Here is a 26330-nt window from a genome sequence, read left to right on the forward strand (position 1 = left end):
CGAGCTGGGTGGCGTCACCGGGGGCGGCGGGGACGGGGAAGTCGGGGGCACTGGGGGCGGCGGGCGCGGAGGCGGCCGACCGTTGGGCACCGGCGGCCGAGGAGCCGCTCGGCCCTGCCGAGGCGCTCCTGCCCTTGCCGGCGGTGCCCGAGGCGGACGCCGAGGGGGAGGCGGAGCGCGAGGCCGAAGGGGAGGCGGACGCGGACGAGGAGGGGGACGCGGAAGCGGACGCACGCGGCGCACCGGACCCGGCAGAGGCCTCGGCACCGACACTCTCGGCACCCCCCTCCCCCTGATGTCCACAGGCCGACGTCGACAGCAGAACGCCGGCGACGGCCAGGGCGGCGGCGGAACAGGTACGGGCGCGGGAAGACGAAGAGGGCAGCACGAAGAAACCCTTCGATGGGCAGGCCAATAGGGATGCGCGGCCGATACGGCGGCCGGAACGAGCGCCGGTTATACAGCAGCCGGAAGGGTGAGCACGAGCAGGACGACAAAGGGAACGAAAGCGACCGGATACGACGACGAGTGCGCGAGCCGCACGCCTCAACCGACCACGACCGGACTGTCAGTGCCGCCTTCTACGCTCCCCCTCACTGACCGAGAACGATGAGGGGAGAGGCACCGACATGGGTGGCAACGCCTGGACACACACGGGCCCGTATCAGCAGGACCTCGCGGCAGCGTTCCGCCAGGCCCAGGACGAGCAACTGGCCAAGGACGACCACGGCTTCCCGGGCCGGACGAGGGAAGAGCTGTGGCGGGACCCCGCCTGGCACGAGTACATCTTCACCGGCGGCACGGGCACGGTCCTGGACCAGCCCGACCTGATCGAGGCGACAGCCACCGAGGACGGCCCCTTCATGCGCCCCCTGACGGAGGACGAGGTCCGAGCCTGGGCCCCCGACGGCCGCCCCACCCACGCCGACTGGGACGCCGCCCTGCACTCGGACCGGCTGGACTTCCCGGGCCGCGCCCAGGGCAGATGCACGGTGCTCTACACCGACGGCGAGCCGACGCACATCGGCTACTGGGGAGTGACGGCGGACTAGGGCCCCGACGCCGTCACCCGGGCGTCGACGAGCCCGCCCACGACGACGCCCGTCACCAGGAAGGCGGTCATCGCCAACAGCAGCGTGACCTCGTAGTACGGCGCGGGGGTCGCCCAGCCGACCACGCCGGCGACAGCGGCGGCGGCGAGGACGGCGACCCCGAGCCGCCACGCCACGACCGCCGCACCCCGCCAGGCGAGGACGAGGGCGGCCAGGATCAGCAACAGCCCGCTGGCGGCCGCCAGTTGAGGAGTTCCGAACATGACGCCGTACCGCACCGCCAACGCCGGCAGAAAGAACAGCGCGAGCCAGTAACGCAGTGCGTGCCAGGCAAAGGCCAAGGTGGGTCCGGGGACTGTCGCCTCCCGCAACCGCGAAGCGACCCACCGCAGCCCGACCAACGCACCACCGGCCGCAACGACGATCGGCAGCCGCTCGCCGAGCCGCCCCAGGTTGTAGAGCAGCGCGGTGTCGTACACGACGAGGACGAGCGCCCCCAGGGCCCCCAACGACCCGATGAACACGAGCAGTCCGGGCACGGAGCCAGGGGTACGCCGGCTCGCTCCGCCGTCACGCGCGGCGAGCCAGGCGAGGAAGCAGGGAGTCAGCACGGCCGAGACGCCCCGCACGACGAGGTCGTCGACGGTGTACGGATTCCGCAGATCCCACTCCACCAGGCAGAACACGACGGTGTACGACACGGAGGCCAGCGGCAGCAGCGCGGAGCGCGCGATGCGCCGGTACAACTCGACGTCCAGCCACCGCAGGACGGTGGCGAACGCCAGCAGAACGAAGGGAAGTTCCAGAAAAGCCTGCACGCGCAGCACGGAGGGCGCGAGCAGCTCGGGCGCCCCCGGAAAGGCGGCAGCGATCCACCGCAACGCGGGCTGCCCGGTGGCCAGTTCGAACCACCCCGTGGGCAGATACCGCGCGATGAAGGACGGATCGCCACGGTGCACGCGGAGCACGTACACCGTGAACAGCACCTGATTGACGTAGAACAGCCCGGTCACGACGGCCAGCGCACCGAACGGCGACATGCTCCGCCTCGCCGCGGGGCGAACCCGGACGGCCGGCTGGACCAGCAGACGCGGTGCGAGCACCAGAGCAAGCACGGTCGACCCGAGCACGAAGGCGTCGACGAGGAGCGTCACCACTGGATCACCCGGCAGCGACCTTCCGCACCCGGCCGTGCAACATCAGATAGAAGCGCTGAAGGGAATCCTCGGGACCCCCCACCACGAAGCGGTTGTCGACCTTCCCCAGGGGGTTCCACACCCGCCCGTCCGGCATGCGCACCCCGACCATCTGACCGAAGTAGGCACGCTGTTCGGCATCGAAGTCCACCCACACCGCCCCCGCCCGACGCACCAGTACCTCCCCGACGTACGCCCCCAGCCCGAAGAGCGTCTCACGCGCCCGCTCCCGCTCGGCCCCTCCCTTACGCAACCCGTCGATCAGGAAGTCGACGACCCGCAGGCTACGCTCGGAGTAGTCCAGCGGCAGCCGGTTGCGGGCGGTGACACGCACGACGAAGGCCGCGGCGTACGACCTCATCTCACCCGCACACGGAACGCGTTCCTCGACAGCGCTCATGGGACCCCACCCCTCCGCTCGGTCGGCGGGAAGGGCTGGTTCCACTCCTTCCCACTGACTGAGCGGACGCCACCTCATGAACATCACGGGTCACGCATGTGCCGATCAACACACAGGAAAGTCACAGAGGGCGTACAACCTTTGCGGCGCTTGTGCGTCGTTGAGGACGACGGTCGTCACCGAATCACAAGCCACAAGGGAACGGCGCTCGTCAGACCCCGACCGCCCACGAAGCCCGACGCGGACCGCAGCCACGACCTCGACGGTGGCAGGATCAGGGACGAGCACACAGGAGATCCGATGAATGATCAAGGCACCCCCGGCTCGGCAGAAGGCTTCAGCGTCTTCGCTGTCGACGCCAGCTGGCCGGAATCACGGCAGGTCACGGGTCACGGCTACAACCGAGCCACCGGCGACATCCATGTGTACCTGTGGTTCGGCTCTCCGTACTTCGACCCCGAGGTCGAGCACGTCACGGTCTTCACCGCCTCCTCCGACAATGCAGAGGCCGGCGAGGCCCTGGAGCGGGCTTTCGAGATCTACTACCACCCCGGCGAGGAACCCCCGGCCAGCCTGCCGGCCTCCGAACCCGTCACCATCACCGCAGACGGGAAACGCGTGACGTTCGAACTCTGGCGCAACAGCAGCAACCGTTACTGGGTGGCACGGGGATGCGTCGATAGCGCTGAAGTGGTCCTGTCCGGCTCCGAGATCGAACCCAGCGAGCTCAGCCTGGTCCGCGTGAGCGACCTGACCTCGTTCTCGAACCCATTCGCGCCCCTCGGGTAACTGCACTACACGGCAGCCCTCAGCCCACTGCCCGGGAAATGATCTCCGGCTCAGCCGCACTGGTCAGAGCCATTGGCCCCGGCCGCCGCTCCAGCGCTCAGCCTGCCCCCACCGCTTAGCGCCCACCCCTACCGCCCGGCCGGACCGCCGCCGCGGCTTCCCGCGCGCGTCGCGTCCCGGCAGAGCAGCCGCAGTGATCCGTCGCCGGCGAAGCAGCGGCGGGCCTCCTCGATCGGTTCCCACAGGCGCCCGTTGGGCGTGCGGACCCAGTGGTCGCCGCCCGCGGGGTGGACACCAGCCACGCCGTCCCGGGCTGTTACAGCGGCGCGGGCTTCACCCCGGAGCTGCGCGATGCAGCGGACCGGGGTGACGTCGTCCTCGTGGATCTGGAGCGGCTGTACGGCGGTTCGTAGAACACGCCGCGCCGAAGAACGGTCATACGGCGGCAGTTCACCGCTGGCGGATATGACAACGAGAGCTTGTCGGGGAGAGTCAGATTCTTTACGTAAGCCCGGTGCGGCAGTGCCTGACGGTCGCGGCGACGGCTGCCGCGATCAGCCCCACAGCGGCCGTCGCCACGCCCACCCACATCCCCCGACGATCTGGGGAGGGGACGCTCGCGTGGCGACGACTCCGAGTGGCTGTTGCGCGGGGATCCCGACTCAGGCGTACACGCGCTTGGTCACAGCCTCGCCGGCGGCATCTGCGAGAGCGTAGAAGCGCTGCAGGGCACTCAGGCGACGACACACGCCGGTCGCAAGCCACCCCGCGTCACCGAAGCCCACGAGTTCCTTGCGATGTCGCTCAAACACGTCCCATATAGTCCGAAACAGCCTCAAGTGAGCCTCCGGCGAGCACTGGTGAGCACAGGTCACGGTTCGACGCGGGAGTGTCCTGTCGCCCCGACGACATCGGGGCCGCCGACAGAGCCGAAGCCCCGGCCGGATAGGACGTCAGCCAAATCCAATCAAGCGTTTGGCAACGGTGTTTCCATTGAGAGAAGCAGACTCATAGAACATCCGGAGCTGGTCGACGGCGTTCAAGAAATTTTCCATGAGCCCAGGCCGCAGCGCACCACGGAAAAAAACTTCGAGCGCATGACGATTTCTATCCAAGAGCACTTCATTTTCATTGCGGCGAAGAAACTCCGCCACCTCCTCAACCTGCACCTCATCCAGCACAATCAGTACATCAGTCGGATCCTCGAAAGTCGCAACATGTTGCCCACCAAGGAGAATAAGCCCGGAAACTCCTGCCGTCGAATACTGCTCCCCGGTCAGCAATACGTTGACAAACCTCCAAGACTCCCCGAGGGCACATGCGAGGGGGCTCTCCGGCTTAAAATCATCGGACAATCTCCTCTCTAGAGAACCGATGTCGCGAATATTCTCCCCTGCAGAGATCTGGCACAAACGGAACGAAACTCCCATATCCGACGCCCCTTAACGTCTTGATAGATAACTATTCAACCCTACATCCAACCACACCCCATCAGGGACTTGACCAACCGACTGTCCCCAAAATAGATGCAGCTGAGCATGGGAGCCGCTCAGGAACACTGTGAAATGTTCCCGAGCGGCTCCCATCAGGCTGCAGGCGCCTTCATGTCAAACCACGTGACGCGGCGTTAGGTGCTCAGCCCCCCATTAGACCTGCCAACCCCTTCGTGAAGATGCCGGCGGTTACAGGTATGGCCGCATCGTCCGCCACGCCAATTCCGGTTGCGTCGTCCGCGCCAAGTACTGCCGTGGCTGTTATGCCGACACCTACCATGAGTGCGTTTGTGAACCAGCCATGCGAAGTCGACGTTGCAGGCTGCGTCGCCGGTTCCGTCTCAGGCAATTGCCGATTCTCGATCTTCCTCGTGCTGTAGGCTATGACTCCGGGGGATATCTTGGAAGACCAGGCATTAACCCACTCGTTCCCCTTCCTCCAGTTGCCGCCTACTTGCTCCGGGAGATCAAAGCCCGTCAGCACTGGGCGCTTGTCGCCTTCACTTCTCAGCTGAGCTTGGAGGGCCTTCACCTTCTTGGCAACGTCCGCCTTCCCTCCTCGTTCGGCCTTTCCGCCGGAATTCTTGGCGTCCCACACATAGACGGCGTTATCCGTCCAATAGATGAGGTCGGCGTATCCGTAGTTGTCTCCTGGATTCTCACTGGACCCCCCAGGGATTACGTTCTTCGGGTTCATGAGGCCGCCGGATTGAGTCAGATCCATGGTGACCTCTCCACTCCCCCTGGGCTGCACCGTACTCAGGTACCCCGCCATAAGAAGGATGGCGGTGTCATGCGCCGTCTTGTATATGCCGAAGTTACATACCCCGCAGTAGTTGTACGGATTGAAGAGCTTCGTAGCCGTCTTGCCACAGGACGCGCACGTCCCACCGCCATCGTCCACGAGCCTGTGCCCGTCGAGTTCGATGAAGCTCGTCGGGTTGCCACCGGTGAAGGCGTACCGGTTGCCCGTGTAGGGATCAGCGCCGAGCCCCATGTCCGCTAGGGCGCCGGTGTACATGTCCCGGGTGGTGAAGCGGTTCAGGCCCGGGTTGTAGTCGCGGAAGCCCATGTCGTAGGTGCCGGACTGGGCGTCCCAGCGCTTGGCGTTGAACCGGTAGGGGTTGTACGCCTCCTTTGCCGGGTCGGCCGCGTCCGGCTTGTCGATACCGGTGAACTCGGACGTGTCGTCGGAGCCGTAAGCGGTATAGCCGTACGTCGCCTTCGTGTCGCCGTTGTCGTCAGTGAGCGTCTCGACGTCGGAGTGGCCGTTGTAGCCGTAGTAGCCGTCCTCAGTGGTGCCGTCCGTGTTGTGCTTCACCTGCGACAGACGTTGGCCCCAGGGGCTGTACTGGTACGACTTGGTCAGTGTGCCGGCGACCTTCTCGTCCAGGACCTCCGAGGAGAGGCCCAGGTACTCGAAGTCGGTCGTCTTGCCGTCGACCGTCTTCGACGCGGTGCGGTCCAGCGGGTCGAAGGTGTAGGTCGTCGACTTCATCTCGCCCGTGTCGTCCATCTTCTGGGACTCCACGACGTGGTCGAAGCCGTCGTACACGCTCCGGGAGATGATCTGACCGCCCGAGGTGACCGACTCCTGGCGGCCGAACGGGTCGTAGTTGTAATTCGCCGTGCTGCTCGGCGTCGATGCGGTCAGAAGCCGGTTGCGGTCGTAGCTGTAAGTGGTGGTCGTGCCCTTGGCCGTCTGGCTGATGACGTTGGCGTTGGCGTCGTGGACGTACGTCTCGGTGCCCCCGCCGTTGCCGGTCTTGAGTGACTGGTTGAGCCGATCGGCGGGGTCGTAGGTGTAGTTTGTGGTGGAGGAGAGGTACGCCGAGTGGTTATCGGCGTTCATCTTCTGCGCGACGTCCTGCGACTTGTTCCCGTTGGGGTCGTAGGCGTAGGTGTGCGAGTCGACAAGGGTGCCGTTGGACTTTTTCTCCGCCGTCGACTTGACCTGGCCGTCCAGGAAGTAGGTGTAGTCAACGGTATTGCCGTTAGCCTTGGTCTCTTGGAGCTGCTGGCCGCGGTCCGTGTACGTGTACGACGTCACCTTCGGCGAGGAGTCCGTGGGCGTCTTGCCCACCGACACCGTGTTCACCAAGTCACGAAGGTCGTAGGTGTACTTGGAGAACTGGTCCGGGTGCGTAACCGTGTCCGACAGGCCGTTCGCGTCGTACGTGTACGACGTGGACTTCTTCTCCAACCCCGCGAGGTTCTCGGTGACCTTCTGGACCTGGTTGAGGCCCGTATAGATGAGCGCGTAGTTGTCGATCTTTGCGGTCGACGAGGTGTCGTCGATGTCGGTCAGGTTGCCGTTGAGGTCGTAGGAGTAGGCGAAGTTGCCCTTCTCCGTGTCGGCCGGGTCGCCGCTGGTGTCACGAACGAGCTTCACGCCGTCTGCCACAACGGTGCCACCGCTGTTCTGGAACAGTTGCAGCTTGGCCGCGTTGCCCTGTTTGAAGGCGAATGAGCCGAGCGAGACCCAGGTACCGGTGATCGCCGTCTGGTCGATCGTCTTGTCGGTCGTGCCGCCGTCGTATGTCACCGTGTACTTGGCCGTCGTGGCCGCGCCCGTTACCTGCGGGAACTTCACGTACGCCGTGTACGTGCCGTCTTCGGGGATGTTGAGCGTCCACGTGAAGGCGTCCGTACCCGCGCCCGACGCGTGGGCTTCGTGGTTGTAACCCTGCTGGCCGGTGATGTCTCCCTTCGTCCATGTGCCCGTCTTCGAGGTGTTCTGGGTGTCGGAGTTATCCACCAGGACGACCGACTTGCCGGCCGGGACGCCGTCGTCCGCGCGTGACTTCAGCGAGCCGTCCGGGTAGTAGTCCCAGGTCATCGTGCGGTCCGAGGAACCGCCCGCCGAGGTCAGCGTGCGCTTGGTCTGCTTGCCCAGCTCGTTGTAGTCGTAGGTGGTGACGATGTCCCACGGGTCGGTGGACGACTTCGCCCAGCCGTTGTCGAAGTAGGTGTAGGTGGTGTCGTTGCGAACCGTCTCGCCGTCCGACGGCGGCAGGGAGGTCTTGGCGACCTGGCCCACCTTGTCGTACGTCGTCTCCGTGTAGACGTCGGGATCGTTGTAGCGGGAGTCGGCCGGGTCGTAGGGCTGGTACTGCTTGACCGGGCGGTTCAGCTCGTCGTACGACGTGCGGACGGTGAAGGCGTCGGCGGAACCGGCCGCCGTCGCCCGCGGGGTGAGCACCTTGGTGGTGTTGCCGACCTGGTCGTACTCGTACTTCGTCGACCGGGTCGTGATGCCCTCGTGCGGGACCTTGACCTCGGTCTGCTTGCCCCGCTCGTCGTAGGTGACGGTAGTCGTGTTGTTCTCGGCGTCCGTGGTCGACGTGACCAGGGAGTCCTTGTCGTAACCCTTCTTCGACGTTTTGCCGGCCGCGTCCGTGACGACTGTGGCCCGGTGGTCAAGGTCGTAGTCGGTCTTGGTCGTGTAGTCGGTCGTGTCGGCGGTGACGTTCTTCTTCGGGTCGATGACCTTGGTGACGTTGCCGACGCTGTCGTACTCGTACGAGACCTTGTCACCGCTCGCGTTGACCGCGGAGGTGAGCTGGTAGATCTCGTCGTAGGTATTCGTCGTGACGTAGTCGGTCGAGTCTGACGTAGTCGCCGTGCCCTTGGGCTCGGTCGTCGTCTTCAGGTGGCCGACCTTGTCGTAGGTGTACGACGTGGTGCGCGGGGCAGCCTGGTTGTTCGCCGGCGCCGTCGCCGACGTGACCTGGTCCGCATTGTCGTACACCGCTGTCGACACAGCGCCGTTCGGCGCTGTCGTAGTGGTGACGTTATCGTTGGCGTCGTACACCGGTGCGGGCGTGGTGATCAGAATGCCCGCCGCCTGGTCTTTCGGCACCGTGTTGACCAACGGACGCCCGAACACGTCGTACGTCTGCGTGGTGACCTTCTGGTTGGCGTCGGTGACCTGGGTGACCTGGCCGCGCTCGTCGTACACGAACGTCGACGCGTTGGACTTCGCGTCCGTGATCGTTGTCGGGTAGCCGGTCAGTCCGAAGCCGCTGTACGTCGTCGGGTTGCCGTTGGCGTCGGTCGCCTTGGTCAGCTCGCCGTAGGCGTCGTAGTCGTACTTGGTGGTGTAGTCGTCCGGCACCGTCGTGGTCGCGACACCCTTGGGGTCCGTGACCGTCTTGAGGTTGCCGAAGCCGTCGTAGCCGAACTGCCAGGCCCGGCCCTCCGGCGACGTCTTGCGGAACAGGTCCGCCGAGAAGCCGTCCGCGCGGGTCTGGTACTCGTACTTCGAGACGTTGGCCGGCCACTTGGTGCTATCGGTGACGCAGGTGGTCGTCTGGTCGGGCACGCCCACCTTGTTGTTCTCCGCGTCGCGCTGCCAGAGCGGGTAGCCGGTCTTCTGGTCGTAGCAGTACGCGGTCTTGGCGCCGTTGTCCTCCTCCATGTACGTGACGTTGTTATCGGCGTCCCAGCTCATCTTCGTCGTCTGGGACTTGGCATTGGTCGTCTGGACGCCACGGCCGAAGTCGTCCGTCACGTACTGCGTGGCGTGCGACTCGGCATCCGTCACCGTGGTGTCGGTGAAGTTGGTGTTCGCGGTGTCGGCCGCGTAGGCGAAGCCGGTGTCACCGCCGAGGCGGTCGGTGATGGTCTTGGTCCACCAGTGGTACTTCGGGTCGTCGCCGGTCTTGGGCTCGTTGTACGTCAGGTTGGTGGCGTGACCGCGGGGGTCGGTGGCCTTGACCAGCTTGACGTTCTTGTTGCCCTGGGTGGCGTCGTAGGTGAACTTGAAGTTCTTCGGCTGGCTGGAGCCGTCGCCGTCGGTGAACTGGCCGAGCAGGCCCTTGGTCGTGTAGTAGAAGGAGACCTTGCGACCGGAGATGTCGGTCATCGACTTCACGTGGTCGTAGATCTTGGAGTTGGTCAGGTTCGTGCCCGTGACCTTGGCGCCGGTGTCGTCGATGTAGTCGTACGACGCGTCGCCCTTCTTGTAGTAGTCGACCGTGAGGGACTGCCGGCCCGCGGGGTCGGTGATGTAGGTGAGGAACTTGGTCGGCTTGTTGTTGGACTTGCGTTCCTCGTACGTGTAGGTCTGCGCGTTGCCGTTCTTGTCGACCACCGACGTCAGATAGCCGTCACAGCCGAACAGGAAGCGCGTGCCGTCCGGGCGCAGGAGCGTCCAGGCGTCGGGGACGGGGTCCTTGTCGGGGGTGCAGTCCAGGCCCGCCTTCATCGTGATCCGGTAGTGGACGCCCGCAGGGGCCTTCCAACTCCCGTCCGGTTGCTTGGTGAAGACGTGCGTGGTGCCGTCACCGTCCGGCAGACGGATCTCGGTCGGGTTGGGGTTGGGGTGGAAGTCCAGCGGCGCGCCGAGGCGGATGGGGCCGGCGAGTTGGGCGGACCAGCCTGCGCCCGACACCGTGTCGCTGGTGTCGAGGGAGTTGTAGGCGAGGCGGGCGAAGGTCGTCAGGCCGCGGCCGGGGTTGGTGAACGCGTTGTACGACCACACGGTGTTGCCGGAGGCGAGGTTGTTCATCACCGTCGATCCGGCACCGGTGTTCTTACCCGTGTAGGAGTAGAACTTCTCCAGGCCGAGGGTGTCGGAGGTGGGGTCCTCGACGGCCACGTTCTGGTTGAGGGTGGGGATGCCGCCGGTGCCGGCGGACAGCCAGCTGCCGTCGGAGACCTTCTTGACGTCCCAGCCCAGCACGTAGTTCGTACGCTTGCTGCCCGAGTCGGAGTTGATCGGTGTCTTGACCTGCGCTTGGATCGTCGCCGACTGCCCGGGGGACAGGGGCGGGATGGCGGTGGAGAGCTGGTTTCCGCCGTTCGTCACGTCCGTGCCGTCGGGCAGCTTCCACGTGTACGAGAGGACCCGCTCGCCACTCGCCCACGCGGAGCTGGTGGTGTTGGTGACCGTGAAGTTGACCGTGTACGTCGAGTTGGGGGTCATGCGGGCCGGGGTCTGCGGCGCGTAGTAGGTGTCGTCCGTGGTGGAGTCGACGTAGATCACGCGCAGCAGCGGGCCGAGCTGCGGGTCGGGCGCCTCGGAGGACAGGAACAGGGTGCGTTCCTGCGGGCCGGTGGTGGTCTCGTCCTTCAGCTTGACCAGCGCGCCGTGGTTGGAGGACGGGGTCTCGATCCAGCCCTGAGTGAGGGATGTGGCGTCCCACCAGTGGCGGCCGACTTCCGAAACCTGGGCGACCGTGTCGGAGACGGTCCCGGAGTAGTCACCACCGGCTGTGGTCCAAGGGGTGCCGGTGGCGGCGTTGTTCCAGGTGGCCTGGGTCTCGTTGAAGTCCTTGTTCAGGCCGTGGAGTTCGTAGATCGCACCGTTGGTGTCGGTGGTGGTCTCCGCACCCCACATGAACAGCCGCGACTCCAGCACCGTCGCCGTCGTCGGAATACCCGACGTGGTGAACTTCAGGGCTGCGCGGGCCTTGCCGTAGGTGGTCGAGTTGTTGCCCACCTCCAGCCACTTCTGGCCCACCCCGAACGACTGGATCGCGTCCTCGTTCGTCGTCGGCTGACCCGACGACAAGGTGGTGTCCGTGGCATCGGACGTTCCCTGAAGCAGGCGCATCGTGCGGCCCGCCTTCGGCACACCCACGATCCGCGTCGGGGAGCCGAGCAGCTGGCCGTCCTTGGTCTTCACCGCCAGCTGGTAGTAGTACGACCGGCCGATCTCCACCGAGGAGGAGTCCGGTGTCGGGGTCGCGGTCGTATCCGTGTACGCCGTGGCCGACTTGTCGATCGGCGCCACCAGCGTGGCCGCGGACGGCGTGAACGCCTGCTGCGTGGAACGGTGCAGCTGGTACTCCACGATGTCCAGATTCGAGTCACCCGTGGTGTTGGAGTACGCCTTCCAACTCAACTCCGGGCCAGTCGAGTGCACGACCGTCGGCGAGTTGAGGGTCGTGCCGACCTTGCCGTAGGTGACCGTCAGCCGCGGGATCGTCGAGGTCTCGCCGCCGTAATCGCCGTCACCCGACTCATAGCGGGGGCCACCCGTCGGAGCGCTGGCCGACTCGTCGGTGGCCTTCAGCACGAAGCCGTTGTTGGTGGACGTGCCGTCCAGCCACTTCTGCACGGTGTCCGTGACCGGGAACTTGTGCCACTGGTTGTACTCCCCGGTGTCCTTCACGATGGAGGCGGGGTTGACCAGGCGGATCGCGTCGGCAACCGTGCGGTGGTTCGCGTCCCCGGTGTCACCGAGGACGACCTTGCCGGCGGTGCCCTTGGCGAACGACAGCTGGGAAGTCCCCAGCTGCTTCCACACCGGGCTCGAACCCGCGCTCTGGTCGACGGTGTAGTTAGCCGTGACCGGGGTGCCGTTGTTGTCGTAGGTCACCGTGTAGGGGGCCACGGTCGTGGCGTCCGACAGCGGCGCGAAGTGCGCCTCGACGGTGTAGGTGCCGGTGTCCTTGACGGTCGGCTGCCAGGTGTAGGACTCACCCGTCAGGCTGTTCTTGTTGTAGCTGTAGTCGTTGCCGATGTTGACACTGCCGATGGTGCCCACCCGCGGCCAGTCACCCACCGCAGCGGTACCCGCGTCACCGTCGTCCACCTGCACCGTGGTGCCGGACAACTCGCCCACCAGGCCACTGGTGTTGGACCAGGTCGCCGTCGCCTCGTCCCACGCCCCGGTCGCCCGGTAGGCGCCGATTGTCACGTCGTTGGCGTTGGTGGTGTGCGCCTGGTCGAAGTACATCTCCAGGTGCGCGGAATCGATCTTCGTGCCCGACGGGAGCTCACTCAGCGGGAACTTGATCAGTGAACGGGCGGTGCCCGTGTCCGTCTTGCCCGCCGACAGCTTCCACGTGGTGTTGAAGTTCGTCGACGCCTGATCCGACAGGACCATCGTGTCCTGCGAATCCGTCGGCGACGGCGCGATCGTGATCGTCGGGTCGATCACCACCGGGTACTGGCGGTCCTTCGACGCCAGCCATCCCGCATCCGGCGTCACCGTCAGCTTCCACGACTTACCGTCGTGGGTCAGCGTCTGGCGGACCTTCGTACTGTAGGTCTCACCGAAGACGGACTTGTCCGCCTTCTTCGCGTCCGTCATGAACGGCGCCGGAATCACCATCACCGGCGTATGCGGCAGCTCCCCGTACAGCGCGATCGAGCCGTCCTTGCGCGCCTTCGGCGTCAGGCCGGCCGTGTCCAACGTGAACACGAACTTCAAGGGACTGGTGGGCCGTTTCGCCAGGGTGATGTTCTCCTTCACCCGGCCCCGGCCGACCCCGTACTCCAGATCCGCGCCATGCACCGCATCCCGGTACGTGACCGTCGAACCCTTCACCGCCGGCTTCAGCCTGCCGTCCGCGCCTTGCAGACCGAGCGTGACCGACCGCCCGTCCGGCGACCGGAAACGCACCAGACGGCCCGCATCCGAACCGAACCAACTCCGGCCCTCGTTCGTCGTGTTGGCGAAGTCGAAACCCTTCGCATCCGACGCCCGCACAGCCGTGTCGATCGGCTTCCAGGCCGCCTTCTTCCCCGAGCCCGAGCGGTACGACATCGGCACCGCCGACAACTCCGCCTGCACCCGGCCGTCCGACATCTGCCAGAACCGCGCCGTCGACGTACGCCGTCCCGTCAGCTCCCGCACCCGCTTCGCCGCCGGGGCGTGCCTGCCCTTCGGCAGCTTCTGCCGGTCCGCCACCCCCACCTCGTTATGAGACGGAGGCTTGGCCAGCCCGGGATCGTCATCGTCGCCGAACCAGCCCTTGACGGTGTCGACAATCCCCTTGCCGCCACCGGAACCGGACCCGCCATGGTCACCGGATGCGGGTATCGCATAAGCGGCCTGTGGCAACGCGGTACTCGCGACCGCGGACACCACAAGGCACGCAATAAGCCTGCCCAATCTGGGTTTCACTGCAACCCTTTCCTCGGCCCTGCCGTCATAAACATCGACCCAAAACCGCTCACCCGCCCCCACGAAAAGCAGGGCACACGGAACGGCGCCGCGGTTCTAATCACCCCGCTGCCGGCCCGTCAAGTGACCACGCAGATCACGACAGTTCACTCATCACCCGAAATCGGCGCCCGGTTTGTCCCAGCAGTAGCGCACCCCGTCCGGCGTCCTGTATAAGAACCCGGCTCCGGAAATCCCGGCGCACGCACGCGAATTCCGGGCGGCCGATTTTCAAGTGGCCGGTTCTGATCGGCTGATTTCAAGGGGATGTTTATGGGCGACGAAGATCAGGAAATGCCGGCGGGCGCGGCAGACGCTGCCGAAACCGGCGAGGCCGGTGCGAATTCCGGACCCGAAGACGCGGCCCATGCCCGCAGCACCGCCCGCCCCGACCGCACCGGTCTCCTCATCGCCGGCGCCGTACTGGCCGCCTGCGGCGGGCTCGTGCTCTACGGCGTGTTCGGCACCGCGGACAAGCCGAGCAAGCCGCCCGTCCCCACCGCCGCCGTGACGTACGAGGTCTCCGGCGAGGGCACCGCCGACATCGCCTACCAGGGCCGTAGCGAGGCCGGGACCGCCATCGTCGACCGTGCCGTCACGCTGCCGTGGACGAAGACCGTGCGGGTGCCGCTCGGCAAGGCGCCGCTTGTCTCGATCACGCTCGGCGACAAGGGCGGGCAGGCCAGCTGCTCGCTCGCCGTGCGCGGCAAGCACGTCCAGACCGCCTCCGCCTTCGGCAGGTTCGGCCGCGCCACCTGCCAGTCCGAGCTCGCCTCGCCGACGCCGGCGCCGGAGCGGACGGAGGCCGCCGGATGAGTCCCCTGCGACGGAACACGTACCGTCTCGCGCTGGCCACCGCCGTCGTCCTCAGCGTGGTCTGCCTGTCGGCGCGCAGCCACGCGGGCACCTCGACTGCGGCCGCGGGCAAGGCGATTCCGCGCGGTGCGCTGCGTACCGTCCCCGTGCCCGTCGGCACCGACCCGGGGCATCGCGTACTGGCGGCGCGCGGCACCGATCCCTTCCGCATGGTCGGGATCACCTGGTCCGACGCGCGGGCCGAGCTCGGCGGTACGGCCCAGGTGCGTACCCGGGACGCCGGGACCGGCCGCTGGTCGGACTGGCGCACGCTCGATGCCGACCTGCGCGCTCCCGAGGCGGGGCCCGACCGCGCGTCCAAGGGGCTGCGCGGTGGCACCCAGCCGCTGTGGGTCGGCCCGTCGGACGGGGTGCAGGCGCGGGTCACGGGAGCGGCCAGGGGGGCCGGACTGCCGGGCGGACTGCGCGTCGACCTGGTGGACCCGGAGGCCGGGGGTGCGGCCCCGGAAGCCACGCAAACCCCGGTGAACTCGGCCTACTCGCCCACCGCCGCCGGTCGGCCGGACATCGTGCCCCGCTCCGGCTGGGGTGCCGACGAGTCGATGGTCGTGGATCCGCCGACGTACACGACCGACACGAAGGCCGTGTTCGTACACCACACCGCGGGCACCAACGACTACACGTGCGCCGAGTCCGCGTCGACCATCCGCGGCATCTTCGTCTACCACGTGCAGAGCAACGGCTGGAACGACATCGGCTACAACTTCCTCGTCGACAAGTGCGGCACGGTCTTCGAGGGGCGGGCCGGCGGTGTCGACAAGCCCGTGCTCGGCGCGCACACCTACGGCTTCAACACCGACAGCAGCGGGATCGCGGTCCTCGGCGACTACAACACGGCGACCGCGCCGACCGCCGTCCACGAGGCGATCGCCAAGCTCGCCGCCTGGAAGCTCGGGCTGTACGGCATCAACCCGTCGGGGACCGTGGTGATGGCGGCGGCCGCCGACAACGGCAAGTACACCGCAGGCCAGTTGGTGACCCTCAACCGCATCTCCGGTCACCGCGACGGCTATCCGACCGAGTGCCCGGGCAACAACCTCTACGCCGACCTGCCCGCCATCCGCACCCTCGCTGCCGCCGCCGACTCCCCCGCTCCGACGGACGACATGAACGGCGACGGACACGCCGACCTCGCCGCCGGCGTCCCCGGCGCCACCGCCAACAGCCAGGCGGGGGCCGGCCAGATCGGCGTCGTACCGGGAGCGCCCTCCGCGCCGTACAGCGGGAACCGTCAGGTGATCACCCAGGAGTCGGACGGCGTGCCGGGCGGTTCGGAGGCCGGGGACGGGTTCGGGTCGGCCATCGCCTACGGCGACTTCGACCACGACGGCTACCGGGACCTGGTCGTCTCCTCGCCCGGCGAGGAGGTCACCGCCGGCGCGACCGACGAAGGTGCGCTGAGCCTGCTGCGCGGCACCGCGAACGGGCTCACCGGGCAGGCCGGGATGATCAACGAGCCGACGGGGGCGCGCGCGAGCGGCGCCCGCTTCGGTTCCGCCGTGGCCACCGGCGACTTCGACGGGGACGGCGGTGACGACATCCTCGCGGTGGCGCCGGGCGCGGGGCGCGCCTGGGCGGTGGACGGGGCGGACCGTACGTTCTCCGCCTCCGTACCGCTGTCTCAACTCGCGGGTGAGAGCGGGGCGGTGACCGATGCCGCGCTGGCGGCCGGCGACTTCGACAAGGACGGGTACGCGGACGCCGCCCTCACCTACCGCACCGCGAGCGGCGCCACTCCGCTCGTCGTGCTGCGCGGTGCGGCGAGCGGGCTGCGTACCGACGCGCCCGACGTGTTCGCCGACAAGGGCGGTACGGCGCTCGCCGCGGGTGACCTCGACGGGGACGGCTACACGGACCTCGCCGTCGGCCGGCCGGACGCGGGCACCGGCGGTGAGATCGCCACGTTGCGCGGCGCGGCCGGCGGGCTCACCGACACCGGGGCGCCCGTCGTCGGACTCGGGTCCGCGGGTGACCGGTTCGGGGCCTCGCTCGCCGTGGCCGACGTGAACGACGACGGCTACGCGGACGTCCTGGCCGGGGCGCCCGGCACCGATGTCACGGTCTCCGGCACCCCCGCCGCCGACGCGGGCGCCGCCGTACTGCTGCACGGCAGCGCGAACGGGCTCACGGCCACCGGTGCCGACGTGTACGACACCGACCGCGCCGGGGTGCCCGGTGCCGCCGAGGCGGGCGACCGCCTGGGCAGCGCGGTGTCGCTCGCGGACCTCACCGGCGACGGGGCCTTGGACCTCGCGGTCGGCTCCGACGGCGAGAACACGGGCGACGGCACGGTCCTCACGCTGAACGGCGGTGCGGACGGGACGCCGGTGCCGGAGAGCGGGACGTACTACGGCCCCGTGGCACTCGGTCTGAGCACCGGTTCGGGCCTGGGAGTAGGCGCCGTGCTGGCCCGGTGAGCCGGCGCCGCAAGGCGGAATCCCTCCCCTGGGCCGGGGCCCCCGACGCACTGCACGGGGCCCCGGCCGCCGCTCCAGCGCTCAGCCTGCCCCCACCGCTCAGCGCCCACCCCTACCGCCCGGCCGGACCGCCGCCGCGGCTTCCCGCGCGCGTCGCGTCCCGGCAGAGCAGCCGCAGTGATCCGTCGCCGGCGAAGCAGCGGCGGGCCTCCTCGATCGGTTCCCACAGGCGCCCGTTGGGCGTGCGGACCCAGTGGTCGCCGCCCGCCGCCCACCACTCGGCGCCGACCTGCCGGACGATCACCTCGCCGGCGTACGCCCCGAGCCCGCGCAGCGTGTTCTGCACAGCGGCAGGCGGCGTCCCTTCGCGGCGCAGGTCGTCGATCAGCCGGTCCACGCTCCACAGGCTCTGCGCCGAGTAGTCGAGGCGCAATCGCGCCCCTTCCCGCATCGTCGCCACCGTGTCCGCCGCCCACCGCCTGGGCTTCGCCGCAGCCGAGGGCCTGATGTCTTGCTGTGTCGTCACATCCGGAAGAGCGCGACGCCCCGGCGTTTCGTCACAGGGATCCGTGCCGTGGCCGAGACCGGCGCAGGACCACCCCACCTCCACCCCAGGACAGTCACAGGACTCCCCCAGGTGCGAGGTTTCGAGGGGGAGGCCGCAACCGTGGGTCCGGATCGGGGGTGGAACAGAGCGAATCCGGGTCGGGCCCGGTGTCCGCGGGCCGTCAGCCCCGCACCCGCGCCCGCCGTGACACCACCGCCTGCAGCACCCGCCGCCCCTCGTTCGACACCTGCAGCGCGCTGCTCAGCCCGTCCCTGCCGTGCCCGGCGAGCAGTTCCAGGACCGCGATCTGGCGGCGCAGTTCGGCGGCGACCAAGGGGGACATGCCCTCCGTACGGCCCTCGCGGTGAGAGTCGACCGCGTCGTCGGCCGAGGCCGTGCCGTCCTCGCCGGGTTCGAGGAGCCGGTGGATTTGGAGCGAGGCGACCGAGCAGGCGTCGGCCCACACCCGCAGCGCGGGGGCCGTGCGCTCGGGCGGGGCGGCGTCGATCATCCGGTGGGCCAGCAGCGCGGCCTCGTCCTCGTCGGGCTTCTCGGGGGCCGCCGCGTCGAGCGTGGCGCGCACCTTCTCCAGGCGCTCGGCCCAGTCCCCGCCGACCACGAGACTCGCCCAGAGGGGTCGCAGGACCTCGTTGTCGCCGCCCAGCAGCGGTACGCACCGATCCAAACAAGCCAACCCGCTGGCAGCCAGTCCGCGTTCGTCGGCCTGAGCGATCAGTTCCACCAGGCTCATCCACGCCTCCCCAACCAGGGCGAACAGGGCGCCGACCTTTACGGAGCCCGCACTCCCCCTAACTGCGTGCGATGAGCCTGGAGTGTCACAGGGGCCCCGTTTTGAGCCGGTCGGGGCGGCTGAGGGTGAGGTTTTCGGCCAATGGGCCGTGGCTGAAAGGCGGCGGCCGCCGGCAGGGGCGGCCGCCGGAGACGGCCGACCCCCTCAGCCCAGCCGGCCGGCCAGCGTCTTGAAGTCCGTCCAGGAGAGCTCCGGATTCCCGGGGTCCCACAGCTTCTGGACGGTCGCCCGCAGCGGCATCCGGATTCCGTCGGCCACCTCGTCCTGCGTCTGGGCGTCGGCGATGTCGCACCACACGGCGAAGGACGCGCCGAGGATCTGGCCGTCGTACCGGGCGGGGACGGCCGTCGTGCCCCGCACCACCCGCGGGGTCCACTGCTCGTAGATCCGCTGTCCCGTGGGATAGACGAAGGTCTGCGGCTCGCCGAGGACGTAGTAGAGGAACTCGTCGTTGTAGTTGATGACCCTCCGGCCCGCGCTCAGGTAGTCGACGGGCGGCCGGGCGCCGTACTCCTTGCCGGTCCAGTAGGCGACCTGGAGGTCCTTGGCGGGGCGGACGGACGTGTCCCGGTAGAAGCCGTCGTTCCACGCCCGCATGGTCCGGTGGTGGGCGCGGACCGTGTCGGCGCGGTCGTTCATCCAGTTGGTGGTCAGGTCGGCGATGGTGCCGCCGGAGCCGTACTTCTGCTGGGCGGCGGCGGCCAGTTGCGGGTAGGAGGCCGCCGGGTCGGACGCCATCAGCGCCAGGTACTCGTCGCCGCCGAGGTGCCACTGGCTGCCGGGGAACACGCCGGCGAACTCGTTGAGGAGGTCGTCGATGAGGGCGGCCGAGGCGGGCTTGGAGATGTCGATGGCGCCGCTCGTCGGGACGCCCTGAGCGTTGCGCAGCTGCAGCTCGGGGTGGGGGGCGAGGACCGCGCCGAGGTGTCCGGGCGAGTCGATCTCGGGTACGACCGTGATGTGCCGGGTGGCCGCGAGATCGACGATCCTCTTGACCTGATCCTGGGTCAGATGGACCTTGGAGACGATCTCGGGGTGGGTCTTGGACTGGATCCGGAAGGCCTGGTCGTCGGAGAAGTGCAGCCCCAGCTCGTTGTACTTCAGGTCGCCCAGTTCCCGCACCCGGTCCTCGATCCAGGACTCGGTGAACGGCTTGCGCGCGATGTCCAGCATGAAGCCGCGCCGCGGCTTGGCCGGCTCGTCGCGCACGACGCCCTCCGGGGCCGAGCCGCTGCCCTTGATCTCCTGCTTGAGGGTGCGGGTGCCGTAGAAGACGCCCGCGTCGGCCGGCCCGGTGATGTTCACGCAGCCGCTGTGCACGGTCATGGAGTACGACTCCGGGTTCGCGCCCTTGCCGCCGCCCAGCGCCAGCCGTACGTCCCCGGCATGCGAGTCGTCCGTCTTGCCCCCGTACGACAGGCCGAGCTCACCGGCGATCAGTCGGCCCTCGTCGGCCAGGCTCTCGTCGCTCACCACCACGCGCTCGCCGTGCGCCGGGCGCCAGCCGGGGCCGCGCGCCGGGGTGTGGGAGCGCACCGCGGGGATCGTGCGAGGCGCCTGTGACATCGGATAGGAGCGGTGGGGCGACGCGCTGCAGGGATCGGGGGTCGAGGTCGCCGCCGTGCCCGTCGAGGCCTGCCCGTCGCCGTCGCCGAGGAAGGCCCAGACCCCGGCTCCGAGCCCGACCACGACCATGCCGGCGATCGCCGCGACGACCGCGGTCCGCTTCCGACCGTCCTGCTGCGGGGATGTCCTGCGTCTGTGCTGGCTCACGGCGCCAACCTACGTCCCATATCCGTGCGATGCGTCCACCACCCGTTCCCAAACTCTCCCGTCCGAGTGAAATTCGGGTCTCTCGCGGACACGCCGTGACCGGTCTCGGTAGCGTGACGACACATTCCTCACACCCTCCCCTGCCGTACGCCCAGCCCCATGCCAGAGCCCCATCCCCTGCCACAGCACACGTGACGCGAGGAGCCACGCTGCCTGCGCACCGTCTCCCGTACACCTCCCGGCATGCCGCCGGGCACGCCTCCGGGCCTCCCTCCGGATTGTCCGCCGGACATACGGCCGACCGGGTGGCCGCAGCGGCGCTGCCGGAGCAGACCCGCTGCTCGCCGCCCCGCGACCCGCTGGAGAGGTTCAACGCCGCGCCCGCCGACGAGGCGCGCGGCACGCTGCTGACCTGCCTGCGCAGCCTGCGCTGGGCACGCCGGCTGGCCGACCACCGGCCCTACCCGGACCTGGACTCCCTGCTCGCCGCGGCGGACGAGGCGGCGTACGACCTCACCCCCGGGGACCTGGCGGAGGCGCTGTCGGGCGAGTACCTCCCGAAACTTCCGGACGGAACGTACTCGGCCGCCCATACGGCACTGAGCGCCGCACACGCCGCATACGAGGCCCGCTTCGGTCACGTCTTCGTCATCTACCTCGGCGACACACCTGCCGAGGAGACCCTCGACCGCGCCCTGGAAGGCATCCGGTCACGATTGGCGAACGATCCGGAGGAGGAGCGGGTGCTGACCGCGGAGGAGCTCCGCCGGCTGGCCCGCGGCCGCCTCGCCGCCCGCCTCGGGCGGGGCGCCGGGCCGTGAGGGCGCGCGCATCCGGCGGTAGCCGTGCCGCACGGCGAGGCCCGTTCGGCCATCTGCCCGGGCGTTCGTCCGGGCGACGTTGAATGCCAGTTTGATCACACAGTCAGGCCCGCTGTAAGCGTCTCATCAGTACGTGGCTACGATGCTGGGGGCCGGTGGACCGTACCCGGCCGGGCCCGACCGACAGTGAAGCCGGCGCGGCCCTAGTCTCCGCATCCGGAGGGATCTTCCGTGCCGGCTGGAACGCTGTACCGCGGCCGGGAAGGCATGTGGTCCTGGGTGGCTCATCGAGTCACCGGTGTCCTCATCTTCTTCTTCCTGTTCGTACACGTGCTGGACACCGCTCTCGTCCGTGTCTCCCCCGAGGACTACGACAACGTCGTAGCCACCTACAAGACTCCGCTCGTCGCGTGCCTGGAGTACGGCCTCGTCGCCGCCATCCTCTTCCACGCGCTCAACGGCCTGCGCGTCATCGCCGTCGACTTCTGGTCGAAGGGCCCGCGCTACCAGAAGCAGATGCTGTGGACCGTGATGGGTATCTGGGTCGTCCTCATGCTGGGCGCCATCTACCCGGTCCTCGGCCACGCCGCTCGAGTCCTGTTCGGGAGCTGACGCCGATGTCCACCTCTGAAACCACCGCTGCCGGGATCGGCCCCGTCGAGGGCGCCGCCGTCTACGACGTCGACAACCCGGCCCCCGTCATCGAGGCGCCGCGTCTGCGCACGAAGAAGACCCCGAAGTCCACTCGGGGCAACTTCGAGATGTACGCCTGGCTGTTCATGCGCCTGTCCGGCGTCGTACTGGTCGTCCTGGTCCTGGGCCACCTGCTGATCCAGCTCGTGCTGGACGGCGGCGTCTCCAAGATCGGCTTCGCCTTCGTGGCCGGCCGCTGGGCCTCCCCGTTCTGGCAGGTCTGGGACCTGCTGATGCTGTGGCTCGCGATGCTGCACGGCGCCAACGGTCTGCGTACCGTCATCAACGACTACGCGGAGCGCGTGAACACCCGCCTGTGGCTGAAGGCACTGCTCTACACCGCCACGGTGTTCACCATCCTGCTGGGCACGCTGGTGATCTTCACCTTCGACCCGAACATCCGCTAGGCACGGGGCTGAGGTATTCCACTCATGAAGATCCACAAGTACGACACCGTCATTGTCGGCGCCGGCGGCGCGGGCATGCGCGCGGCCATCGAGTCGACGAAGCGCAGCCGCACCGCGGTCCTGACGAAGCTCTACCCGACCCGCTCCCACACGGGCGCCGCGCAGGGCGGCATGGCCGCCGCGCTGGCCAACGTGGAGGAGGACAACTGGGAGTGGCACACCTTCGACACGGTCAAGGGCGGTGACTACCTGGTCGACCAGGACGCCGCCGAGATCCTGGCGAAGGAGGCCATCGACTCGGTCCTCGACCTGGAGAAGATGGGCCTGCCGTTCAACCGGACGCCCAACGGGACGATCGACCAGCGCCGCTTCGGCGGTCACTCCCGCAACCACGGCGAGGCCCCGGTCCGCCGCTCCTGCTACGCGGCCGACCGCACCGGCCACATGATCCTCCAGACGCTGTACCAGAACTGCGTCAAGGAGGGCGTGGAGTTCTTCAACGAGTTCTACGTCCTCGACCAGCTGATCACCGAGGTCGACGGCGTCAAGCACTCGGCGGGCGTCGTGGCGTACGAGCTCGCGACCGGCGAGATCCACGTCTTCCAGGCGAAGTCCGTGATCTACGCGTCCGGCGGCACCGGCAAGTTCTTCAAGGTGACGTCCAACGCGCACACGCTGACCGGTGACGGCCAGGCCGCCGTCTACCGCCGGGGCATCCCGCTGGAGGACATGGAGTTCTTCCAGTTCCACCCGACCGGCATCTGGCGCATGGGCATCCTGCTGACGGAGGGCGCCCGCGGTGAGGGCGGCATCCTCCGCAACAAGGACGGCGAGCGCTTCATGGAGAAGTACGCGCCGGTCATGAAGGACCTCGCGTCCCGTGACGTCGTGTCCCGCTCCATCTACACGGAGATCCGCGAGGGCCGCGGCTGCGGTCCCGAGGGCGACCACGTCTACCTCGACCTCACGCACCTCCCGCCGGAGCAGCTGGACGCCAAGCTCCCGGACATCACGGAGTTCGCGCGCACCTACCTCGGCATCGAGCCGTACACGGACCCGATCCCGATCCAGCCGACCGCGCACTACGCGATGGGCGGTATCCCGACGAACGTCGAGGGTGAGGTCCTGGCGGACAACACCACCGTCGTCCCGGGTCTGTACGCCGCGGGCGAGGTGGCCTGCGTGTCGGTGCACGGCGCCAACCGCCTGGGCACCAACTCCCTGCTGGACATCAACGTGTTCGGCCGCCGTGCGGGCATCGCCGCGGCGGACTACTCCAAGCGTGCCGACTTCGTCGAGCTGCCGGAGAACCCGGAGTCCCTGGTCGTCGAGCAGATCGAGCGGCTGCGCGACTCCAACGGCACCGAGCGGGTGGCGGAGATCCGCCGCGAGCTGCAGGAGACCATGGACGCCAACGTCATGGTGTTCCGCACCGAGCAGACGATCAAGACGGCTGTCGAGAAGATCGCCGAGCTGCGCGAGCGCTACAGGAACGTCTCGATCCAGGACAAGGGCAAGCGGTTCAACACGGACCTGCTGGAGGCCATCGAGCTGGGCAACCTGCTGGAGCTGGCCGAGGTCATGGCGATCTCCGCGCTGGCCCGCAAGGAGTCCCGCGGCGGCCACTACCGCGAGGACTACCCCAACCGCGACGACGTCAACTTCATGCGCCACACCATGGCGTACCGCGAGGTGGGCGACGACGGCACCGAGTCCGTCCGCCTCGACTACAAGCCGGTCGTCCAGACCCGCTACCAGCCGATGGAGCGTAAGTACTGATGGCAACCCCTGTTCTGGACCAGGTGGAGGCGGAGGCCGCGGCGTCCCCCTACATCACGGTCACCTTCCGGATCCGGCGCTTCAACCCGGAGGTCTCGGCGGAGGTCCACTGGGAGGACTTCCAGCTGGAGATGGACCCGAAGGAGCGCGTCCTCGACGGTCTCAACAAGATCAAGTGGGACCTGGACGGCACGCTGACCTACCGTCGCTCCTGCGCCCACGGCATCTGCGGCTCGGACGCGATGCGGATCAACGGCAAGAACCGCCTCGCCTGCAAGACGCTGATCAAGGACATCAACCCCGAGCAGCCCATCACGGTCGAGCCCATCAAGGGTCTTACGGCCCTGAAGGACCTGGTCGTGGACATGGAGCCGTTCTTCCAGGCGTACCGCGACGTCATGCCCTTCCTCATCACGAAGGACACGAACGAGCCCACGCGCGAGCGCCTGCAGTCGGCCGAGGACCGCGAGCGCTTCGACGACACCACGAAGTGCATTCTCTGCGCCGCGTGCACGTCGTCCTGCCCGGTCTTCTGGAACGACGGCCAGTACTTCGGCCCGGCCGCCATCGTCAACGCGCACCGCTTCATCTTCGACAGCCGTGACGAGGCGGGCGAGCAGCGCCTGGAGATCCTCAACGACCGTGACGGTGTGTGGCGTTGCCGCACGACCTTCAACTGCACGGACGCCTGCCCCCGCGGCATCGAGGTCACGAAGGCGATCCAGGAAGTGAAGAGGGCGCTGATCACGCGCCGCATCTGATCTCCTTCAGTTCGCACCAGAGGGCCCTGTTTCCGGAGTGACGGAAACAGGGCCCTCTCGTGCTTCGGCAGCCGTGGGAACGCCTCGTCCGGGCGGGTGAACAGGCGGTTCGGCGATCCTGACGCGCCTCGGTCCGCCACGGCGCCGCTCCCAACCTGACGTCATGTCAGCTGAAGAGTCGTACGACCTGCTCGGGTTCGACAACGTGGTGCTGCCCGTCGGGGATCTCTGCGAGGCCGTGGCGTTCTACGCGAGGGCCGGATTCGCCGTGGGGTACCGGTTCGACGAGGGTGGGCTCGCGCTGCTGCGGGTCGGACGTGAGACGCCCGGGATCCTGCTGCGGGCCGAGGAGGAGTTCGGGCGCCGGCCGCCGCTGTGGCCGGCGCCCCGGGTCTGGCTGGAGGTGCCGGACGCGCGGGCGGTGGCACGACGGCTCACCGGGGCCGGCATCGCGCTGCTCGACGGGCCCACCGCCGTGGCCACCGGATGGGCCGTAGAGGTCGCCGACCCCTGGGGGAACGTCCTCGGGTTCGCGGACTACTCGAAGCGGCCGGAGCTCGGGCGCAGGTCCCTGCAGCTCCCGAACAGGCAACTCCACCAAGCCAGTTGAACGCGTTCAAAAACAGGTCTACAGTCACCTCTGTCAGCGTTTTGAACGCGTTCAAGAAGGGGTGGGGGCATGGACCGCACGGTCATCGCCTACGTCATCTACCTGTTCGTCAGCATCGGGCTGACGGTCTGGGTGGCCCGCACGCTCAGCCGTAACGGGCGGGTCTTCCTCGCCGACGTGCTGCACGGGAACGAGAAGCTCGCCGACGCCGTCAACCACCTCCTGGTCGTCGGCTTCTACCTGGTCAACCTCGGCTTCGTCGCGCTGTACCTGAGCGGCGACGAGACCATCGAGGACACCCGCGGGATCTTCGAGGCCCTGTCGACCAAGCTGGGCGTCGTGCTGCTCGTGCTCGGTGTGATGCACCTGGGCAACGTGTACGTGCTGAACCGGATCCGGCGGCGGGGCGTCATGGAGCGGGAGCAACTGCCGCCCGTGGCGCCGCAGGAGTGGATCGCCCCGGCGAGCCGGGCGTGAGCGCGGTGGCGACCGCCGAGGGCCGGGGCGCCGTGCGCGTCCCGGTCCGCCGGCTCACCGTGCTGTACGACGCCCAGTGCGCCCTGTGCGCCCATGTCCGCGAATGGCTCGTACGGCAGCCGCAGTTGGTGCCGCTGGATCTGGTCGCGGCGGGGTCGCAGGAGGCCCGGCGGCGCTGTCCCGGGCTCGACCATCGCGCCACCCTCGACGACGTCACCGTCGTGGGGGACGGCGGGCAGGTCTACCAGGGCACCGCCGCCTGGATCGTCGTCCTCTGGGCGCTGCGCGAGCACCGCCCGCTCGCCCACAAGCTCAGCACCCCGGCCGGCATCAGGCTGGCCAAGGGCGCGGTGCTGGCGGCCGCCAAGTGGCGGGGCGCGCAGTGGGGCGGGACGGCATACCGGAGGGCGGACGGGTGGGCGTACCGGCCGGACCAGGGGTGGATCTACTCTCCACCGGCCTGTGACAACGGCGGCTGCTCCAGTCGTTAGGCTTTTGTTCCGTGTCCGCCAATGCCGAATCCCCGAAG

The 26330-nt window shown here is 68.3% G+C and carries 21 protein-coding genes; 14 read left to right on the forward strand and 7 right to left on the reverse strand.

Features of this window, described 5'->3' with window-relative positions; all coding sequences use genetic code 11:
- Positions 1-8: 8 nt before the first annotated feature.
- The gene (locus tag ABZ910_RS14320; RefSeq protein ID WP_361363540.1) at positions 9-296 is read left to right on the forward strand and encodes a hypothetical protein; all 288 of its coding nucleotides are present in this window, start codon (positions 9-11) and stop codon (positions 294-296) included.
- Positions 297-629: 333 nt separating this feature from the next.
- Complete coding sequence (locus ABZ910_RS14325) at positions 630-1052, forward strand: hypothetical protein (RefSeq protein ID WP_361363543.1); 423 nt, start codon at positions 630-632, stop codon at positions 1050-1052.
- Here ABZ910_RS14325 and ABZ910_RS14330 read toward each other — a convergent pair.
- Both ABZ910_RS14330 and ABZ910_RS14335 read right to left on the reverse strand, forming a co-directional pair.
- On the reverse strand, positions 1049-2206 hold the full coding sequence (locus ABZ910_RS14330) for a hypothetical protein (RefSeq protein WP_361363546.1): 1158 nt from the start codon (positions 2204-2206) through the stop codon (positions 1049-1051). The two genes, ABZ910_RS14325 and ABZ910_RS14330, sit on opposite strands and share 4 nt — an antisense overlap.
- A 7-nt stretch (positions 2207-2213) precedes the next feature.
- Entirely contained in the window at positions 2214-2648 is a 435-nt protein-coding gene (locus ABZ910_RS14335; protein ID WP_361363549.1) for a hypothetical protein, read from the reverse strand.
- A gap of 300 nt (positions 2649-2948) precedes the next feature.
- On the opposite strand from ABZ910_RS14335, the gene ABZ910_RS14340 reads away from it, so the two are divergent.
- On the forward strand, positions 2949-3437 hold the full coding sequence (locus ABZ910_RS14340) for a hypothetical protein (protein ID WP_361363551.1): 489 nt from the start codon (positions 2949-2951) through the stop codon (positions 3435-3437).
- Between the two features lie 287 nt (positions 3438-3724).
- Entirely contained in the window at positions 3725-3850 is a 126-nt protein-coding gene (locus ABZ910_RS14345) for a hypothetical protein (RefSeq protein WP_361363554.1), read from the forward strand.
- 540 nt (positions 3851-4390) lie between these two features.
- On the opposite strand, the gene ABZ910_RS14350 is transcribed toward ABZ910_RS14345, so the two are convergent.
- Entirely contained in the window at positions 4391-4867 is a 477-nt protein-coding gene (locus ABZ910_RS14350; RefSeq protein WP_361363556.1) for a DUF1877 family protein, read from the reverse strand.
- Positions 4868-5072: 205 nt separating this feature from the next.
- On the reverse strand, positions 5073-12767 hold the full coding sequence (locus ABZ910_RS14355) for a DNRLRE domain-containing protein (RefSeq protein WP_361363875.1): 7695 nt from the start codon (positions 12765-12767) through the stop codon (positions 5073-5075).
- Between the two features lie 1335 nt (positions 12768-14102).
- Here ABZ910_RS14355 and ABZ910_RS14360 point away from each other — a divergent pair.
- On the forward strand, positions 14103-14645 hold the full coding sequence (locus tag ABZ910_RS14360) for a hypothetical protein (RefSeq protein WP_361363559.1): 543 nt from the start codon (positions 14103-14105) through the stop codon (positions 14643-14645).
- Entirely contained in the window at positions 14642-17122 is a 2481-nt protein-coding gene (locus ABZ910_RS14365) for an FG-GAP-like repeat-containing protein (RefSeq protein WP_361363562.1), read from the forward strand. The genes ABZ910_RS14360 and ABZ910_RS14365 overlap by 4 nt, the downstream gene beginning before the upstream one ends.
- A gap of 112 nt (positions 17123-17234) precedes the next feature.
- Here ABZ910_RS14365 and ABZ910_RS14370 read toward each other — a convergent pair whose 3' ends face one another.
- From ABZ910_RS14370 to ABZ910_RS14380, 3 genes are all read right to left on the reverse strand, one after another.
- A complete protein-coding gene (locus ABZ910_RS14370; RefSeq protein ID WP_361363565.1) occupies positions 17235-17648 on the reverse strand; it encodes a hypothetical protein in 414 nt (137 codons plus the stop codon).
- A 202-nt stretch (positions 17649-17850) separates the two neighbouring features.
- The gene (locus ABZ910_RS14375) at positions 17851-18420 is read right to left on the reverse strand and encodes a hypothetical protein (RefSeq protein WP_361363568.1); all 570 of its coding nucleotides are present in this window, start codon (positions 18418-18420) and stop codon (positions 17851-17853) included.
- 204 nt (positions 18421-18624) lie between these two features.
- Positions 18625-20175: a glycoside hydrolase family 20 protein gene (locus ABZ910_RS14380; RefSeq protein WP_361363881.1), complete on the reverse strand. Its 1551-nt coding sequence runs from the start codon at positions 20173-20175 to the stop codon at positions 18625-18627.
- Positions 20176-20558: 383 nt separating this feature from the next.
- Between ABZ910_RS14380 and ABZ910_RS14385 the strand changes: the two genes are divergently transcribed.
- The 8 genes from ABZ910_RS14385 (at position 20559) to ABZ910_RS14420 (ending at position 26292) form a co-directional block, all read left to right on the forward strand.
- Positions 20559-21074 (forward strand): 2-oxo-4-hydroxy-4-carboxy-5-ureidoimidazoline decarboxylase, encoded by a 516-nt coding sequence (locus ABZ910_RS14385; RefSeq protein ID WP_361363571.1) that lies wholly within the window; start codon positions 20559-20561, stop codon positions 21072-21074.
- A gap of 231 nt (positions 21075-21305) precedes the next feature.
- Complete coding sequence (sdhC, locus tag ABZ910_RS14390) at positions 21306-21686, forward strand: succinate dehydrogenase, cytochrome b556 subunit (RefSeq protein WP_361363574.1); 381 nt, start codon at positions 21306-21308, stop codon at positions 21684-21686.
- Positions 21687-21691: 5 nt separating this feature from the next.
- Complete coding sequence (locus ABZ910_RS14395; RefSeq protein WP_361363577.1) at positions 21692-22174, forward strand: succinate dehydrogenase hydrophobic membrane anchor subunit; 483 nt, start codon at positions 21692-21694, stop codon at positions 22172-22174.
- Between the two features lie 24 nt (positions 22175-22198).
- Complete coding sequence (gene sdhA, locus ABZ910_RS14400; RefSeq protein ID WP_361363580.1) at positions 22199-23953, forward strand: succinate dehydrogenase flavoprotein subunit; 1755 nt, start codon at positions 22199-22201, stop codon at positions 23951-23953.
- Positions 23953-24714: a succinate dehydrogenase iron-sulfur subunit gene (locus tag ABZ910_RS14405; RefSeq protein WP_361363583.1), complete on the forward strand. Its 762-nt coding sequence runs from the start codon at positions 23953-23955 to the stop codon at positions 24712-24714. Before sdhA ends, ABZ910_RS14405 begins: the two co-directional genes overlap by 1 nt.
- Before the next feature lie 163 nt (positions 24715-24877).
- On the forward strand, positions 24878-25324 hold the full coding sequence (locus tag ABZ910_RS14410) for a VOC family protein (RefSeq protein ID WP_361363586.1): 447 nt from the start codon (positions 24878-24880) through the stop codon (positions 25322-25324).
- 69 nt (positions 25325-25393) lie between these two features.
- Complete coding sequence (locus tag ABZ910_RS14415) at positions 25394-25801, forward strand: hypothetical protein (protein WP_361363589.1); 408 nt, start codon at positions 25394-25396, stop codon at positions 25799-25801.
- Positions 25798-26292 carry a DCC1-like thiol-disulfide oxidoreductase family protein gene (locus ABZ910_RS14420; protein ID WP_361363592.1) on the forward strand — a complete coding sequence of 165 codons (495 nt, stop codon included), beginning with the start codon at positions 25798-25800 and terminating at the stop codon, positions 26290-26292. The genes ABZ910_RS14415 and ABZ910_RS14420 overlap by 4 nt, the downstream gene beginning before the upstream one ends.
- Positions 26293-26330: the final 38 nt, after the last annotated feature.

It is taken from the genome of Streptomyces sp. NPDC046805, from assembly GCF_040645355.1.
GTDB lineage: Bacteria > Actinomycetota > Actinomycetes > Streptomycetales > Streptomycetaceae > Streptomyces.